This is a genomic window from Desulfobacterales bacterium, assembly GCA_034520365.1.
Taxonomy (GTDB): domain Bacteria; phylum Desulfobacterota; class Desulfobacteria; order Desulfobacterales; family Desulfosalsimonadaceae; genus M55B175.
On the sequence record JAXHNP010000006.1, the window covers coordinates 524,700 to 542,589 of the forward strand.

The following is a 17,890-nucleotide window of genomic DNA, read 5'->3' on the forward strand; positions in this document are numbered from 1 at the left end:
CCAAAATGGTGGAAAAGTATGGCGCGGCTGGCAGGTACTGGCTTGCTATCCTGCTCCAAAAGCCGCAGGGCAGAAAAATGGCGGAAACGTGATGGGGCCGGATGGGGGGCTTAAGCGGGAATATAAATTCCCCGTTTTTTGTTTTTTATCTTGCCGAGTTTGCCCAATCGGTAAATAATGTTTCTCAGTTTCTTGTCGTTAAAACCGGTTTTCGCCTTGATCTCGGGGAAATTGATGCCTGTTTTGGCCTCGGTAATCACGTCAAGCACCGCATCCGAGGCGTTCTGCTGGGTCAGATCGACTTTTTTCCTACTGGGCGATTTTTTCGCAGCGGGCTTCTGCCGGGTCGGCAGCACTTCTTTGATCGATTTTTCAAGCTCATCGATTTTATCGATGAGCCGGTTGATGTCCTGCTTTGTCGCAAAATTGTAATGCTGCTGGAAGAATTTGACCATGGCATCAAAGCTAGGAGAGCGCTTTTGTTTTGTCATAAAACCTCCTGATGGGAGTTTTAAGGGATCTACAAAATAAAAATAAGAAGTTATAAGCCAAATTAGTTAGGGTGGGTTGAAAAGTCAAGCAAAAGCATGAAAAATTAGAAAGATGAGAAGAAAAAAATAGCTATCCGTTTGATTAGGGAGCATTTGTTCGGCCTAAATTGAGCGATTTCCAAGTGATCGCAGCTTGGAATAAGAGGAAAGTATATAGTCTATGTCGAATGCACCATGGAAATTATTAGCTGAATACGATTTGCGCCCTAGAAAAGCCCTGGGACAAAATTTTTTAACCGACCCGTCGACAGCGGAGATGATTATCCGCAAAAGCGGGGTGGGCCGGTCGGATACGGCGGTCGAAATCGGCGCCGGTTTAGGGGCGCTGACATTTCCGCTGGCCGGGGCTGCCAGAGGGGTCTACGCAATCGAAAAAGATCCCGAAGTGGCCGGAATTCTTGACGGCGCTTTAAAGGAGAGAAGCGTTGATAATGTTTTGCTTAAAAACCAGGATATATTTGATATCGACCTGGCTGCGATTGCCGGCTTTGAAGGCCAGAGGCTCCGGATTTTCGGGAATCTCCCGTATTATATCTCCTCCCAGGTGCTTATTTACCTGATCAATGCGCGCACAGCCATTCACCAGGCGGATCTCATGTTTCAAAAGGAGGTGGCCCGGCGGCTGCTCGCCGGCCCGGGCGGCAAATCCTACAGCCGGCTGACCGTGATGCTTCAGTACTACACAGAGATTTGTCGGACCGCCACGGTTAATGCCCACCTGTTCTGGCCGGTGCCCAAGGTGGATTCGGAGGTGCTGCAGTTTCGGTTCAAGAAACGCCTGCAGCCCGAACTTAAAGACCACGCGCTTTTTGCTGAAGTGGTTAAGGCCGCTTTTGGCAGGCGCCGAAAAACCCTGCGAAACGCTTTGTTATCCGGCAATCTGGGGGTTCGGGGGGCGGATCTGGACGGCATGTGCAGGCAAAGCGGGATTGATCCGCAGAAGCGGGCGGAAACTTTGCCGGTTGAGCGGTTTGCCTATCTGGCCAACGCAATTTATGAATACCGCGAAGGCGGCTGCCTCTGATTTTTTTGCTTTTCAGGAACCGCCGAGGCGTTTTTTGACCCGGTAGTCCAGCTCAACCTCGTCATAGTCGTAGGCTACGATTCGGTTGTGGCGGATCCAGACCACATGCATGTCCGGACCGATGTATTTGCCATTGGCATTTTTCACGTCAAACGTGATAAAGATTTCCCATACCTTCTGGCCTTCATATAGCGGGATAAAACCGTAGTAGGTGTCCAATGTGACGATTTCCGCCGGTTTCAGGGCGTTAAAATCCTTCAGGCTCTCCGGGTTTTGAAGGGTTTGCCCAAGATAGCCTTTGATCATTTCCCGATAGTTTTCCGGGTAAGGGCCGGCATTCTGGATAACGGCTTCATGGGGCGGGGCGGCACAGGATACCAGGAAAAGCAGGCATATAGAGATAAGCGTATATTTTTTCACGAGCGGCTCCTTATCGGATTAATCGTTGTGGTTAAACAGGTTCTTTGGTATTGTTTATAAATTCATTTTTCATTTTTTTGAGCAGTTTTTAAGCATTAAACATGTTCTACTGATATTCAAAAACCTTGTCAATTCCTTTGACCCTGAATTGCCAGTGAAAGGACCGGTCATGAAAAAATCCGTTTTACGGTGCTGCATCATCTTAATATTGGCCACCACCATGGGCTGCTCGAGTGTTTTGACGTATCTGGGTCCGTTAAAATCGGAGCTCAAGGATGGTGAAACCACGGTTGGGGATTTGAGCCATTATCAATATGGCTACCACGCCATTAAAAACACCATCACCCTTAAAAAAATTCCCATGTGCGACCAGATGCGGCAGAAGCTTCGGGTGATGCAGAAGCAGCGGCGGGGCTTATATATGGCGCTTCTGGAGATGCCGTTTTTCGGGCTCGGGCTTTTTGACATGCTGCGATCCTATGCCATTGTCGATGAAAGCCGCCGGGTCCTTCCCCTGGCCAAATACCCGACCGGCGAGACGGTCCAGTGCGGCAAAGAAATGCCGGCTGCTGATGAATCCCTGATTATCAAAAATGAAGAAAAGGGTATTGAGGTAAGGGCAAAGACCGATCCCTCGGGTGAAGTGGATTTAAGCATGGTGCTGCCGGAGGTGTCCGGTGCCGTGGAACTTGAGATCCAGCTTGAACAAAAGCCTGAATTTTCCTTTTCCTATTTGTATAACGCGGATTTGAGCAAACTTGAAAATCGCTCCATTTAGGTTAGAATATTCGGTTCGTTTGGCGGTTTGCGGCCGGCTGTATCCAGCTGATATCAGGATATTTGAAGCTGTCCGCGATCCATCTTCAGGATGCGGCCGCAAACGGAGCTTAGCCAGGCATGGTCGTGACTGACCAGAATCAGGGCGGTGCCCCATTTCTTTTGGGCGAACAGGGCAGCCGACCGGATCTTTCCGGCACTTTTTTCATCCAGATAAGCGGTGGGTTCATCCAGGAGCAGGGCTCTGGGCTGAAGAACCAGCCGGGCGGCCAGGGCCACGCGCTGCGCCTCTCCGCCGGATAGTTCATACCACATTCTGCCGGAAAATTCCTGCGGATCCAGGCCGACCATGCTTAATGCCCGGCGGCTTTTACTTTTTTTATCAGAGATCCCGCGGATTTTTAACCCATACGCGACATTGTTGAGCACAGACCGTTTCAAAAGATAGGGGGACTGCGAAAGCAGGGAGATCTGTCTTCGAAAGTCTAGTGTGTTCGGATGAACCGTCCTGCCTTGAAATAAAATCCTGCCGCCAATCGGAGCTTCCACAAGCGCCATTGTTTTGAGCAGGGTGCTTTTGCCGCTCCCGTTTGGACCGTAGATGCCAATGATTTCCCCCTCGTCTACGACCAGGTGTTCGATATCCAGAACCACCCGTTCGGCATAGATCTGCCTGATATTTTCGAGTTCATACAAGGGGGGCATCAGGCTTGCGTCCTTTTCTTGAGTATATTGAGCGCCAGGTTGACCACAAAAGCGATCAGCAGGAGCACGATGCCAAGCGCGATGCCGAAGCTGAAACGGCCCTTGTTGGTTTCTAAGGCAATGGCCGTGGTAATGGTCCGGGTGTACCACTTGATATTGCCGCCGACCATCATTGAAATGCCGACCTCGGAAACGATACGGCCGTAGGCGGTCACTGCCGCAGCCAGCAGGCTGAACCTGGATTCCCAGACCGTGGTTAAAAGCATTTGTTTTCGGCTCGCCCCGAGGGTCAAAAGCAGCGGGGGAAGCCGTTGATCCAGGGATTCCACGGCAGCGGCGGTCAGGGCCATGACAATCGGGAGCCCGAGTATGGTCTGCCCGATACAGATGGCAGGAAGGGTGTAGAGGAATCCAAGTTCGCCCAAAGGTCCCTGTCTGGAAAGCAGGGTGTACACCAGCAGTCCGATGACCACGGTGGGAAGGGAAAGAAGCGTATCCACAAGCAGCCTGGCGGCATTTTTGCCGGCAAAATCATAGTGGCCGAGCAGAAATCCGGAAGGGATGCCCAAAATCAGACTGAACAGGATAGATGCTGTGGAGACCCGGAGGGTCACCCAAATGGCCGAATAGGTTTCCGGGTCTCCCTGAAGCAGTAAATTCAGGGCTTGAGCGAGCCCCTCTCCGATATAATCCATGTTTAAAAGTTTTTTTCCTGTTACTTCCCGGCGTTGGGTGTGAATAAGGGCTTGCCGAGCAATTTGTAGTTAGCGATGAAATTCTGAGTCCGCTTTGACGTAATCCAGTCTATGAACTTTTGGGCCGGATCGTATTTGACATTTTTGCAACGGGCCGGGTTTATGGCAATGGCACTGTACTGATTAAACAGTACCGGCTCCCCCTGAACAAGGATTTTCATTGACGGGTTACCGCCCTGAATGTGGGCATGCTTGATATAAGTGCCCCGGTCGGTGAGCGTATAGCCGTCACGTTCCAGCGCAACGCGGATGGTGCTGATCATTCCCTGGCCGGTTTCCAGATACCATGGCTCGTTGACGGGAATTTGCACACCCGCTTTTTCCCATAGGGAGAGTTCTTTTTTGTGGGTTCCGGAGGCATCCCCCCGGCTGACAAACAAAGCCTTTTCCCCGGCGATTTTCTGCAGGGCCGCAGTCACCGGCAGGCCTTTAATCCCTGCCGGGTCCCTGGCCGGACCGATCACCACGAAGTCATTATACATTATTTGTGTCCGGTCTATCCCATATCCCTTTTTAACAAATTCTTCTTCCGCCCCGGGGGCGTGCACCATTAACAGGTCAACATCACAGTTGCGGCCGATCTCAAGGGCCTTGCCCGTTCCGACCGCTGTCCATTTCAGCGTGATGCCGGTATCTTTTTTAAACTGGGGGGCCAGCTCGTCGAGAAGCCCCGTGTTGTCTGTGCTGGTGGTGGTGGCCATCATCAGGGTTTGGGCCGTCACAAGCGCGGGAAATGCCAGTAAAAAAGAAAGAAACAGGATTAGATAGATTTTAAGCGAACGCATTACCACACATCCTTATTAAGTTGCCGTTGGCATCTGTGCGGCCAATCGCACCGCAGATATTGATTTTTTCCTCTAAGCCGGGTAAAAGAAGGCTTTTAAGGGGAAAATGCGATAGGCGCAGGAGAAAAATCTTGTCCATCAGAACTTGCCATAACTTGCTCGTTGGCACTTAGAGCACGAAATAATGGTTATTTTTTATCACTTTTAGTTATTTTTTGTCAATTTTTGATTGGATATTTTTGGCTTGACACTATCTCTTACAGGCGCAGGCTGCTAAAAACAGGAAGCCTTTGAAAAGGGGATCGGTGCCCATGAAAAAGCTTTTGTCAACAAAGGAAGTTGCCGAATTCTTGGGCGTTAATGAAAAGATGGTGTATTCACTCGTTGCGGAAAAGGGCCTTCCGGCAACCAAGGTAACCGGCAAATGGCTGTTTCCGCTTGACCTGGTGGAGCAGTGGATTGAAACCAATACTTTGAATTATCCGCGGGCGACCGCCTCGCTGCCCTCTTACGAAGGCCTGCTGATCATAACCGGCAGCAATGATCTGCTGCTGGAGCGAACCATCGCCCTGTTTAACAAGAGCTTTCCGGAAGAAATCGCCGTGTTTGCCAATATCGGGAGTATGGGCGGCCTGCGGGCCCTCCGCCGGAATCTGTGCCATATGGCCGGCAGTCATCTGCTTCAGGAAAACGGAACTGACTATAATTTTGATTTCGCAGGCCAGGAATTCGCTCAACTGCCGGCCGTGGTTAATTTCTGCCGCCGGGAGCAGGGGATTCTCATTCAGCCGGGCAATCCCAAATCGATTCAGTCGGTAAAGGATTTGGGCCGGGCCGGCATCAAAATTGTCAACCGGTCCCTGTCTACCGGAACGCGATTGCTCCTTGACCGGGAACTCAAAAAAGAGGGAATCCGGGTCGGGAAAATAGCCGGCTACGACCATGAAGTGGCAAGCCACATGGACGTCGGTATTGCGGTTTTATCCGGCAGAGCTGACGCGGGGCCCGGCATACGGCCCGCAGCTTCACTTCTGGGGCTCGATTTTATTCCGATTCGCTGGGAACGCTACGATCTTTTGATTACCCGGGAGCGGTTTTTTGACAAAGGAGTCCAGAATTTCCTGGGGCTTCTTCTGAGCCCTGAATTCAAAGATATGGCCCAGTCCATTGACGGCTATGATGTGGGGAGAGCCGGCAAGATGGTGTATTCCCAGGAGAGCAAGGAGTAAAGTCCTCCCTCAGTGCCTTAGTACCTTAGTGCCTTAGTACCTTAGTGCCTCAGTACCTCAGTGTATTTACCTCACAGCAAAAGTTACTTACAGGTTCGGCGCTGGATTTCAAATTTTATGCTTTACACAATTGGACAATTTGGCTAATTTTATTAGCTTTAAGGTATTGTGTAAAATTTATCAGGATTAGAAAATTTAACCGCTTAACAGCAATAATGGAGTGAATGGATTATGGCAAAAGAAATGCAAACTATTGATGGGAATACCGCAGCCGTGCACGTGGCATATGCCTTAAGTGACACAGCGGCAATATATCCCATCACCCCGTCTTCGTCAATGGGAGAGGTGGCAGATGAATGGTCCGCCCAGGGCCGCAAAAATATCTTCGGCCAGACCCTGAACGTCAAGCAGCTTCAATCCGAGGCCGGCGCGGCCGGTGCGGTGCACGGCGCCCTGGCCGCAGGCGCGCTTACCACCACATTTACCGCCTCCCAGGGGCTGCTTTTGATGATTCCCAATATGTATAAAATCTCCGGTGAGCTGCTGCCGGCTGTGTTCCATGTGTCTGCCCGCTCGGTGGCCGGTCATGCGCTTTCGATCTTTGGCGATCACAGCGATGTGATGGCGGTTCGTCAGACCGGTTTTGCCGAAATTGCCTCCGGATCGGTTCAGGAAGTCATGGATATGGCCCTGGTATCGCATCTTTCCGCAATCGACGGGAGTCTGCCCTTCCTGCACTTTTTTGACGGGTTCCGGACATCCAGTGAAATCCAGAAAATCGAAATGATCAGCTATGATGACATCGCCAGCCTGGTCAACTTTGATGCGATCGAGGATTTCCGCAGCCGGGCCATGAACCCCGAACACCCGCACATCCGGGGAACCGCCCAGAATCCGGATATCTTTTTCCAGAACCGGGAGGCGGCCAACCCCTTCTACGAGGATATCGTGCCCATCGTGGATGAATATATGGATCGGGTGAGTAACTTGCTGGGCCGGCGCTATAACCTGTTTGATTATGTCGGCCATCCGGATGCCGAACGGGTGATTGTGGCCATGGGCTCCGGAGCGGAAACCATTGAAGAGGTGATCAATTACCTGAACAAACGCGGGGAAAAGCTGGGCCTGGTCAAGGTTCGGCTCTATCGCCCCTTTTCCATCGATCATTTTATGCGGGCCCTGCCGGCCAGTGTGGAGCATATTACGGTGCTGGATCGCACCAAGGAGCCCGGCGCCATTGGCGATCCGCTTTACATGGATGTCTGCACGGCATTCAAGGAATACGGCGACATGCCGATTATCACCGCCGGCCGCTATGGGCTGGGCTCCAAGGAGTTCACGCCGGCTATGGTCAAGGCGGTCTATGACAACATGGCCTCCCTGGGCCCCAGGAATCATTTCACCGTGGGGATTAAGGATGATGTGGCCCATACGTCGCTGCCGCAGAAAGAGGACTTTGACCCCACGCCGGAGGGCACGGTGCAGTGTATGTTCTGGGGGCTTGGCTCTGACGGGACCGTGGGCGCAAACAAGAGCGCCATTAAAATCATCGGCGATCATACGGATCAATACGCCCAGGGCTATTTCTCCTATGATGCCAAGAAATCCGGCGGGCTGACCGTATCCCACCTGCGCTTCAGCAACCATCCGATTCTATCCACCTACCGGGTCAACACCGCCGATTACATCGCCTGCCACAATCCGAGCTATGTGCAGCTCTATGATGTCCTCGAAGGCATCAAGGAGGGCGGCACGTTTGTGCTCAATTCGCCCTGGACCTTGGAGGATATGGAAAATACCCTGCCGGCCCATATGCGGCGCACCATTGCCCGCAAAAAACTTAAATTCTACAATGTGGATGCCATTAAAATCGCGGAATCCGCGGGGCTCGGCGGGCGGATCAACATGATCATGCAGACCGCGTTTTTCAAGTCGGCCAACGTGCTGCCCTTTGATGAGGCGATTGATTATCTCAAAAAAGATATTGAAAAGACCTACGGGAAAAAGGGCGAGAAAGTCGTCCGGATGAATATCGACGCGGTGGACCATACGCTGGAGAACGTGATCGAGATAAATTATCCGGAATCCTGGAAGGATGCGGTGGATGAAGTCAAAGAGCCGCTGACCCGAAAGGAGGAGCCGGAGTTTGTCAAAAACGTGATGCGCCCCATGGTTGAGCAGAAGGGGGATGAACTGCCGGTGAGCGCCTTTGAGCCGGACGGCATCTTCCCGCTGGGGACCACCAGGTATGAAAAGCGCGGGGTGGCCATCAATGTGCCGGAATGGGTTCCGGAAAACTGCATCCAGTGCAATCAGTGCGCGTTCGTCTGCCCGCATGCGGCCATTCGGCCGGTGCTGGTCACGGACGAAGAATTAAAAGAGGCGCCGGCCGATTTTGAAACCAAGCCGGCCACCGGCAAAGAGCTCAAAGGGTATCAATTCCGCATGCAGGTCCACCCCCTGGACTGCCAGGGCTGCGGCAACTGCGCGGATATCTGCCCGGCCAAGAAGCCGGCGCTGGTCATGCGGCCGCTCAATACCCAGGCGCCCACCCAGGTGCCCAACCAGGAATTTGCGGAAACCCTGCCGACAAGGGACGACCTGGTCAAACGGGAATCCGTCAAGGGCAGCCAGTTCTGTCAGCCGCTGCTGGAGTACTCGGGCGCCTGCGCCGGATGCGGAGAAACGCCTTATGCAAAGCTGTTGACCCAGCTCTTTGGCGAGCGGATGATTATCTCCAATGCCACGGGCTGCAGTTCCATCTGGGGCGCTTCCGCACCGTCCGTGCCCTATTGCACCAATGAAGACGGCCATGGCCCGGCCTGGGGCAACTCGCTGTTTGAGGATGCCGCGGAATTCGGCTACGGTATGACCATGGCCTATCATCAGCGCCGGAATAAACTGGCGGATCTGATGCGCGAGGCATTGGAGAAGGATCTGCCCAAGGACTTAAAAGACGCCATGTCCGGCTGGCTGGACAGTATGTATGATGCGGAAAAATCAGCCAGCTACGGCCGCGAGATTGAACAGCTGATTGCCGGCGTGGATTCGGATCCGGTACTGGATGCCATCTATGAAATGGGCGATCTGCTGGTCAAGAAATCCATATGGGTCTTTGGCGGCGACGGCTGGGCCTATGATATCGGATACGGCGGTCTGGATCATGTGCTGGCCTCCGGCGAGGACATCAACATTCTGGTCATGGACACCGAGGTCTACTCCAATACCGGCGGGCAGTCTTCCAAGGCCACGCCCACCGGCGCGGTGGCCAAGTTCGCCGCTTCCGGCAAAAAGACCGGCAAAAAAGATTTGGGCCGGATTGCCATGACCTATGGCTATGTATATGTGGCCTCTATTGCCATGGGCGCAAGCAAACAGCAGACCCTTAAGGCGTTTCTGGAAGCCGACCGCTATCCCGGGCCGTCTTTGATTATCTGCTATGCACCCTGCATCAACCAGGGATTGAAGGCTGGTATGGGCAAGAGCCAGGCCGAGGAGAAGCTGGCCGTGGATTCCGGCTACTGGCCGATGTATCGGTATAATCCGCTGCTGGAAAAAGAGGGCAAAAATCCGTTTACGCTGGAATCCAAGGATCCGGACGGCACCATCCAGGATTTTCTGGCCGGCGAAAACCGGTTTGCCTCCCTGGAAAAGACGTTTCCGGGCGAATCAAAGAAGCTCCGGAAGCAGATCGAGGAGGAAATTAACCATCGGTACAAGACCCTGAAGCAGCTGGCCGATCCCACCGTGGTCTGCAAGGAAGGCGAAGCGGAAAAAGAAGAGTAAACGTAATAAAGGTTTCAGTGTTCAGGTTTCAGGTTTCAGGGCCTGAACGCTGAAACCTCCTCTATTCATGACGATATAATAAATAATTGCGCATACAGCGCCATTAACTTAAGAGTGAAATTCGGTTCGGTTGTCATTTCGAGCGCCAGCGAGAAATCTTATAATTATTAGTTTTTCAAGATTTCTCGTCACTGGCGTTCCTCGAAATGACAGCATCGAAAGGCTAAAATTAATGCCCTTTTTATATAGCGGACAATGAAGAACCCATCTCAGCAAAACCATAAAGTCTGTCAGCGCTGCGGCGAATGCTGCATGCGGGGCGGGCCGGCACTTCATGAGTCGGACGCTGAATTGATTCTAAACGGCAGCATTCCGTTAAACTGTCTCTATACCATCCGACCGGGCGAGCGCGCCTATGATAACGTAAACGGCGGCCTGTTTCAGGTCACCACCGATATTATTAAAATCAAAAGCCGGGCGGATGACACCGCCTGTGTTTTTTATGATGACACCAATCACGCCTGCAGGATCTATGATAGCCGCCCCATGGAATGCCGGCTGCAGGCCTGCTGGGATAATACCGCGCTCCAGGAAGCCTATGCCGGGGAGCGCCTGTCAAGACGGGAGATTCTTGTCAATTCGGAGTGGCTCCGGGAGCTGATTATCGCCCATGAGGAGCGGTGTCATTTTCAGTTTATCCATGAACTGGTGGAAAAGCGGGAATCCGGGGACGCATCCGCTGCCGCCGAATTAACCGAGATCATTAATTATGACGCCCAGCTTCGAAACCTTGCCGTTGATAAGGGCCATGTGCCCGCGGATCTGCTGGATTTTCTGCTGGGCCGGCCGCTGGCGGAGATCCTGCAGAAGCAGTTCGGGGTCAAGATTGAGCGGACCTGAAAATCCGGTCCGGCCGGTCCAGATCAATGCCCGTCAGCCGGATGGCTGCCGGAATCAGCAGAATTGAGCCGATGGTCGTGTTGATCATGGTCAGCGCGATCAGCAGGCTGAACAGGATGATCGGCAGAAAATTGGAGGTTACCATGGAGAGGAAGCCAAAGGTCAGGGCCAGGGAAGTGAACACGATGGCCTTGCCGGCCACAAACAGGGTTTTCTCGATTGTTTCCGCAACATTCGAAGTACGCGGGTGATAGGCCCGGTAAGTATTGAGGAAATGAATCGTATCATCCACCCCAATGCCGATGGTGATGGTGGCAATCACCGAGGTCACCATGTCCAGCTCGATTCCGAACCAGCCCATGATGCCGAAGTTGATCAGGATGGTGACCCCCATATCGATTAATGCCAATGGGCCGGCCGTGATTTTTCGAAACAAGACGATGATCACGCCCATCACAAACACCAGGGATAAAGCAAGCCCCCAGAGCTGACCCATCACCACGTAATGGGCGAGTTTGACGTTTATCGCCGGATAGCCGGTCACGGTGTAAGTATAATTGGCCGGCAGGTGCTTATCCAGATGCGCCTCCACCTTGCTCAGAATGTATTGTATTTCCGTGGTGCCCAGCCGGTCCGCCTGCTTCCGGGTCAGGCGCGCCAGCACATTGGTCTTTTGGTAGAAAACATCCACAAAGGATTCAAAATCATCATATACCCCGTCCGAGTCTTTATCCTCGCCGGCGTAGATTTCCAAATAATCCATGATGGTCAGCCGGTTGTTCGGAATCCTGAAATAGGAGCGGTCCCCGTTATTCATGGCCATGTGCATGCGCTTGATAAAATCGGTGAATGCGTCCGTACGGCCGATGTTTAAATCGGCATTTTTTTCGGAAACCAGCCAGCTGCGCAGGTTTTCAATGGTTTTTAAAAACTTTGGCGACTTGACGCCGTTGGTTTCGCCGGAATCAATGATAATGTTAAACCCCCACCCGCCGCCGAATTTATCCCCGATTATTTCGCCGTTCTGGCGCACCGGATCACTTTCCCTAAAGTAGTGGAGGAATTCCGTATCCACCCGCAGGTGCGTCATGCCGGCAATGGAAACCGCGAGGATGAGGAAAACCACCGCATAGATTTTTTTATAATGATATACCGCCCCGCGGGCTGAAGCCGCCAGCAGACGGTCCACCAGGGTGGGGCCCGTGGATATTTTTCTGCTGATAAACCGGGACGGGTAGCGATGGGGCAGATAGGCGAGTAAGGCGGGGATCAGGGTGATGGCGATAAAAACGGCAAACATGATTCCCACCCCGGAAAAGATCGCCCACTCCTGGATCGCGCTCACCTGGCTGGAAAGCAGGGTAAAAAACGCCGCCGCGGTTGTCAGGCCGGCCAGGGTGACGGTCACGCTGATGTGTGACATGGCGGTCCGCAGTCCCTCTCGCTTGGTCTGCGGCGAGATCAGGTTGAAATCCGCGTAATATTGATTGAGCAAGTGGATGGCGTAGGAGCTTCCCACCGCGATCAAGAGCGGCGGCAGGGTGATGCCGATGGCGGTGATGGGCCGGCCTAGATGGCCCATCAGCCCCAATGTCCATATTTCAGCCATCGTCAGCGTGGCCAGCGGCAGGATAACCCCTCGAAAAGACTTGAAGTTCAGGAAAAAAATCAGGGTGACCACAAGCAGCACCAACGGGGTGGTGCGATACAGGTCGTTCTCCATATAGGTATTGAACTGCCGGCTCACATAGGGGACACCGGACATGACAATATCCAGGCGGTCATGAAATTCTGTGATCTCGATGATTTCACCCACCATTGCCGGTCGGTTTTCAGTTTTGGCGAATTTGACAACTACCCCGAAATCCGTGATTTTCCCGGTCTCCGGGTCAGCGGCGTAAATGCCGTTTTTAAACGCCGGGTTCCGTTTCAGGCGCTCTTTAAACCGGGTGATTTCTTCACGGTTCTGGGGGATGACGCGCTCGCCCGGATCGTTTTTGCCCAGCAGATGGTAGGTCTCCAGGATATCGTTTTTTCCGGTAATATCGTTTGAGGTAAAAGGCGATAAAACGGTGTCGATCATCTCGGCCCGCCGGAGTTCAAAATCCTGGCGGAGGGCCTGTTCGAGCCGGCTGATGGCTTTCGGCGGAAGGGGCTGATTATTTTTCCACTTGCCTGGCGTTTTTCGTTTAAGCAGCCGCACAAACCCCGGATCATCCGAAAAGGCGGCAATGATATTTTTGAAGGAGACATCCGGCCGGCGGATGATTTGATTAAACCGTTCAATCTGTTCTTCGGCCGTTTCTTGGTTAAATTCCTTGTAGGCCTCAATATCCTTCAGGAACCGGTGGAATGCTTCAAATGCCGGAACCGACCAGAGATCCTTGTGGGTGACCGCCATGATCAGAAACCGGCTGTTGTCGCCAAAGGTTTTTTTCGCCTGCTCATATTCAATGTATTCCGGATCATCTTTGGGCATGAAGGCTTCGATGGAATGATCAAACCGGAGATCTTTCAGGCCCGTTAAAAGGAGGGCGGAGATCAGCAGCAGCAGCAGAATAAACAGGGCGGGGGCCCTGAGCACCAGTTTTAGATAGGCATTAATCATGGGCGGATTCAGTTTTTTTCGGGTTGTCAGGCAAGCCGGCGGTCATCCGCATAAAACCGGCGATTAGATAGTCCGCAAAGAAGCAATACTTTCTTATATCAGATCAAGCGCTTATTCGTCTATGAGAATACCTAAATTGAGCGTTTCAAATTTTTGAAAATTTAATTTTTACATTAACCTTAAGGTATTGAATCATTTTCAGTTCAAAAATTTGAAACCCTCCGGGATTTTCAATTTCACCGCATCTACTGCGTCAAATGATGTCTCACATAGGCCACTATAGCTCGACATCATTTTCCTTGTATCTGCGGCAAACTTGAAAATCGCTCAATTTAGGAATAAAAAAATATTGACTGACGTATCAGTCATTGATAATAAGAAGTATTCCCCCCGGGCCGTGCGCCCGGGACCGAGCCTAAAAATAACTTTAAAGGCACTGAGGCACGGTAAATTTGTTCTATCTATTTTTCAGGCGGGCACGGTGGCTCGCCCTACGAATGGGGGAAAACCCGATTCATCGTAGGGTCGGCCACCGTGCCGACCATAAATTCTTGATTTCATTAACCTAATACCTAATACCCAAAACCTAATACCCGTGAAGTTACTTAGAAGGTTCGTTCAAACATGTAAAATATATACATAGGTGTAATTAATGGGCTGGCGGGAAAGCCGATTTTTTTGTGGAAATCTATGACTGACGGATCAGTCATAATCCTCGGGAGGTTCATATGAACCGATATATCCGTTTTGTGTTAAATCACCCCATTGCCATGCTGGCAGGCTGTATGATCATTACGCTGGTTCTGGCGGCAGGCATTGCCAATTTGCGGTTTGACACCTCCATTTCCACATTTCTGCCCAAAACCGATCCGGCCTATAAGCATTACGAACAGGTCAAAGAGATATACGGGGATGTGGATACATTCGTGATTTTATCGGTATCCCACAAAAATTTATGGCAGCATGAGACCTTTAAAAAAATCAACCGGTTGCTGATCGATCTCGAGGCTTACCAGGATTATGACGAAAACCTGGAGGCGCGCCGAATGGAGCGGTTAAGCGCGGTCCTTGCAGACGTCCCGATGACAGAGGCGGCATTTTTGGACCGGTTTTCAGGTGATCCCGCTTTTCAGCGCCTTCTGCGGCGAAAGCTCTCCGTCCTTGGCTGGGATGGCGGAATGGTGGGCGCCCGCATGGCCGGCCGGTTAAAACAGTCGGCGGCTTCCGCCAGAGAGCTAAAATCGCGGGAAATGATCGATGAGATCATCTCCCCGCTTACCGTCCGCGACATCTCCGGGGCAAATGATATGCTGGAAGAGGTCCGGCTGATTGAAACCGACGCGCACGGCAACCGGATACTGCCCGATACCGCCGCTATGTTCAACACCTTTATCTCCAGCCTCAAGCGCAATCCGGTATTTGAAAAAGGGATTTACGCCACGGATGAAAACGGCAGCATCACGGATCTGGGCTTTATCATCCGGTTTCCGGACATCTCAAACTCTGACCCGATTGCCCGGGAAATCCTTGAAATCGTTAACAGCCATGACGAACTCGATATTATTGCCCAGGGCGAGCCCATTGTCTATATCTGGATGAACAATTATATGCAGCGGGATCTTTCCCGGCTGGTGCCCCTGGTCATGCTGGTGGCGGTGATCATTTTCTTCATCAACTTCAGGTCATTGCGGGGCGTTGTGCTCCCGTTTCTCACCCTGTCCATGTCAACGATCTGGATCCTTGGCCTTATGGGGTATCTCGGGGTTAATATCACCACCGTGGGGGTCTCGATTCCGGTGTTGATGATCGCGGTGGGCAGTTCCTACGGGATTCATATTCTGAATCAGTATTACGCGGAGTTTGATCAGATCACCCGAAAAGGCAAAAGGGCCGGGCTCCAGCATTCCATGAGCCATATTTCGGTCACCGTGCTGCTTACCGGACTGACCACATTTGTGGCCTTTATGACCCTTGCGACCCATCAACTGAGCGCCATCCGGGACTGGGGGATTTTCTGCGCTTTGGGGATTATGTTTGCCGTATTGATTTCCGCAACCATTATTCCGGCCGGCCTGGAACTCATGCCCCACCGGGCGGGCGTAAAGCTTAAAAAGAAGCGGGACAAGGCCGGCGGGGCTTCAGTTATTGATGGGGTGATCAGGCTCATGGTGAAGGCTTCTGTCGCCCACTACCGTAAAGTATTGGCGGTTGTGCTGATTTTAATCATTGCCTCGGTTTTCGGCCTCACCAGGCTTAAGGTGGAAACCGAACTGCTCCAGTATTTCAAGACGGAGGACCCGATCCGCACCACTGCCAAAATTATCGGGGATAAATACGGCGGCCGGTGGGGGTTTATGATACTAATCGACTCAGGCGAAATAAACGGCGTCAAGTCGCCCGAGTTTTTGCAGACCGTTGAAGAGTTTCGCAGATGGCTGGAAGCGGAATCCAACTCGGATCTTTGCATCGGCCGGACCGATGCCTTCTCCGATTTTATCAAAACCATGCACATGGCCATGCACAATGATGATCCGGCATATTTCAGGATCCCGGAAAATAAATGGGATGTGATGGACTACCTGGAAATTTTCTCCGGGACGGATGCCAATTCAGACGGCCGCGTGGACCGGTTTGAGCCCTATGTCGATCCGTTTTTCCAGACCTCAAACGTCATTGCCCGTTTAAACCAGAAAAACGGCCAGCTCATTGGGTCTGCGGGACTCAAGCATATTTTCAGCCGCATATCGACCCATCTCGACCAGACGCTTCCCAAGGGGTATGATTACGAAATTACCGGGCATCCCAAGATGCTTATAAAAAGCATCGACTATATCGTGGGCGGCCAGCTCCAGAGCCTGTTTCTGACCTTTGGGGTGATCGCCGTTGTGGTGCTTTTGCTCTTAAGAAATTTCCGGGCGGCACTGCTTTCCTTGATTCCCCTGAGCGTTGCTGTTATGATCAATTTCGGTATTATGGGCTGGTTCGGGATTCAGCTGGATATCGCCACGTCGATTATCGCCGCCATCACCATCGGTATCGGGGTGGATGACACCATTCATTTTTTAAATACGTTCCGTTGTTACCGGAAATGGGGGGAGGATGTGGACACGGCCATTCGGAAAACGCTCGAGGTCGCCGGTAAAGCGATCATATTCACCTCGCTGGCGCTTATATGCGGATTTTCCGTGCTGGAGCTCTCCCCGTTCAAGCCCCTGATGCTTTTCGGCCTGCTGATGGCCGTTACCATGGTGGCCACCACACTGGGCGCGCTGGTGGTCCTGCCGGCGGCCATCAAGCTCACCGGTGTAAAACTGACCGGCAAGGCGATCTGCCCGATGCCGGTACCTTCGTCCGGAGATGTCCCCGCCGCGCGGCCGCTGCAGCCATCGCCCCATTATGCCGCTGCGCAGGTGAGTTTAATCGCATTCATCCGTCATCAATTCAAGGAGGGCAGCAATGAGAAATAGGATTTTTCTGGTTTTAATTTTGGTTTTTTTCATGGCCCAGTCCGCTTCTGCCATGACCGGCCGGGAGATTATGGAAAAAAGCGACGACCTGCCGGAGGCGGATACCGCGGCCAGTAAAATATTAATGCTGATTCACAAGGGCGGGCGCGTTTTGGAAAAGGAATTTATCCTGCAGATGAAGCAGTATGAAAATGACGAAGACAAGGCGCTGATCGAGTTTATTCGGCCCACCAAGATAAAACTTCTGACCCATTCCTATAAAGGCAAGGATGATGATCAGTGGCTGAGGCTCTCCTCCGGACGGGTAAAACGGATTGCCTCTTCAAGCAAGGGCAAACCGTTTGTCAACTCCCATTTCTACTATGAGGACCTGACCTCTGTAAAGATCGACGATTATGAATTCGAAAAAATCGGCGAGGCAGAGGCAGTGGGCGAGCCCTGCTATAAGGTGGCGGGTGTGAAAAAAGTCGGGGAGAAAGTCTACGATAAGGTGGTCTTCTACCCCCGCAAATCGGACTATTTCGTCAGCCGCATCGATTTTTATCTGGACGGGGAGTTCCACAAGTTTCTGGAAAACCATCATGTCAAAAAAATTGACGGCATCCTCACCCCCCATAAGGCCGTTATGAAGCGGGCGGACGGCAAGGGCCGGACGGAATTGATTTTAAAGGGAATTAAGTATAATATCGATATTGATGACATAAAATTTAAGAAAGAGGCGCTGCGGTAAAAAAAGTCCATACCAACCCGCCCGCGGCTTAAGATTTGCCGGGGGCGCACCATACTCAGCGGGGAGAATTGGCCATCCATACCAGCCGGACCAGCCGGGAAACATCATTGCGGGGGCGATTCCGTCGATCGATTGAATGCCGGCGCAGTCTGC

At 52.2% G+C, this 17,890-nt stretch carries 13 protein-coding genes; 7 read left to right on the plus strand and 6 right to left on the minus strand.

All coding sequences use genetic code 11. From position 1 onward, the window contains the following. Positions 1–110: 110 nt before the first annotated feature. Positions 111–491, minus strand: a complete 381-nt coding sequence (locus tag U5L07_10455; GenBank protein ID MDZ7832161.1) for a hypothetical protein — start codon at positions 489–491, stop codon at positions 111–113. 220 nt (positions 492–711) lie between these two features. Between U5L07_10455 and rsmA the strand changes: the two genes are divergently transcribed. Then, positions 712–1,575: a 16S rRNA (adenine(1518)-N(6)/adenine(1519)-N(6))-dimethyltransferase RsmA gene (rsmA, locus tag U5L07_10460; protein ID MDZ7832162.1), complete on the plus strand. Its 864-nt coding sequence runs from the start codon at positions 712–714 to the stop codon at positions 1,573–1,575. Positions 1,576–1,587: 12 nt separating this feature from the next. Here rsmA and U5L07_10465 read toward each other — a convergent pair whose 3' ends face one another. Beyond that, positions 1,588–1,995 carry a hypothetical protein gene (locus tag U5L07_10465; GenBank protein MDZ7832163.1) on the minus strand — a complete coding sequence of 136 codons (408 nt, stop codon included), beginning with the start codon at positions 1,993–1,995 and terminating at the stop codon, positions 1,588–1,590. A gap of 169 nt (positions 1,996–2,164) precedes the next feature. Here U5L07_10465 and U5L07_10470 point away from each other — a divergent pair, with 169 nt between their 5' ends. Continuing rightward, on the plus strand, positions 2,165–2,773 hold the full coding sequence (locus U5L07_10470) for a hypothetical protein (GenBank protein ID MDZ7832164.1): 609 nt from the start codon (positions 2,165–2,167) through the stop codon (positions 2,771–2,773). Between the two features lie 53 nt (positions 2,774–2,826). Here the strand turns inward: U5L07_10470 and U5L07_10475 are convergent, their stop codons facing one another. From U5L07_10475 to U5L07_10485, 3 genes are read right to left on the minus strand one after another with little or no spacing between them, the layout of a single operon-like run. Continuing rightward, positions 2,827–3,477 (minus strand): ABC transporter ATP-binding protein, encoded by a 651-nt coding sequence (locus U5L07_10475; protein ID MDZ7832165.1) that lies wholly within the window; start codon positions 3,475–3,477, stop codon positions 2,827–2,829. Then, on the minus strand, positions 3,477–4,172 hold the full coding sequence (locus U5L07_10480; protein MDZ7832166.1) for an ABC transporter permease: 696 nt from the start codon (positions 4,170–4,172) through the stop codon (positions 3,477–3,479). The genes U5L07_10475 and U5L07_10480 overlap by 1 nt, the downstream gene beginning before the upstream one ends. Positions 4,173–4,192: 20 nt before the next feature. Next, positions 4,193–5,017: a substrate-binding domain-containing protein gene (locus tag U5L07_10485; GenBank protein MDZ7832167.1), complete on the minus strand. Its 825-nt coding sequence runs from the start codon at positions 5,015–5,017 to the stop codon at positions 4,193–4,195. Between the two features lie 311 nt (positions 5,018–5,328). On the opposite strand from U5L07_10485, the gene U5L07_10490 reads away from it, so the two are divergent. From U5L07_10490 to U5L07_10500, 3 genes are all read left to right on the plus strand, one after another. Further along, positions 5,329–6,246 carry a helix-turn-helix transcriptional regulator gene (locus U5L07_10490; GenBank protein MDZ7832168.1) on the plus strand — a complete coding sequence of 306 codons (918 nt, stop codon included), beginning with the start codon at positions 5,329–5,331 and terminating at the stop codon, positions 6,244–6,246. Positions 6,247–6,477: 231 nt separating this feature from the next. Continuing rightward, entirely contained in the window at positions 6,478–10,032 is a 3,555-nt protein-coding gene (nifJ, locus tag U5L07_10495) for a pyruvate:ferredoxin (flavodoxin) oxidoreductase (protein MDZ7832169.1), read from the plus strand. A 255-nt stretch (positions 10,033–10,287) separates the two neighbouring features. Then, positions 10,288–10,932 (plus strand): YkgJ family cysteine cluster protein, encoded by a 645-nt coding sequence (locus tag U5L07_10500; GenBank protein ID MDZ7832170.1) that lies wholly within the window; start codon positions 10,288–10,290, stop codon positions 10,930–10,932. Here the strand turns inward: U5L07_10500 and U5L07_10505 are convergent. Further along, on the minus strand, positions 10,913–13,540 hold the full coding sequence (locus U5L07_10505; GenBank protein MDZ7832171.1) for an MMPL family transporter: 2,628 nt from the start codon (positions 13,538–13,540) through the stop codon (positions 10,913–10,915). The genes U5L07_10500 and U5L07_10505 overlap by 20 nt on opposite strands. 728 nt (positions 13,541–14,268) lie before the next feature. Here U5L07_10505 and U5L07_10510 point away from each other — a divergent pair. Both U5L07_10510 and U5L07_10515 read left to right on the plus strand, forming a co-directional pair. After that, positions 14,269–17,007, plus strand: a complete 2,739-nt coding sequence (locus tag U5L07_10510; GenBank protein MDZ7832172.1) for an efflux RND transporter permease subunit — start codon at positions 14,269–14,271, stop codon at positions 17,005–17,007. Further along, positions 16,997–17,737, plus strand: a complete 741-nt coding sequence (locus tag U5L07_10515; protein ID MDZ7832173.1) for an outer membrane lipoprotein-sorting protein — start codon at positions 16,997–16,999, stop codon at positions 17,735–17,737. Before U5L07_10510 ends, U5L07_10515 begins: the two co-directional genes overlap by 11 nt. Positions 17,738–17,890 lie beyond the last annotated feature (153 nt).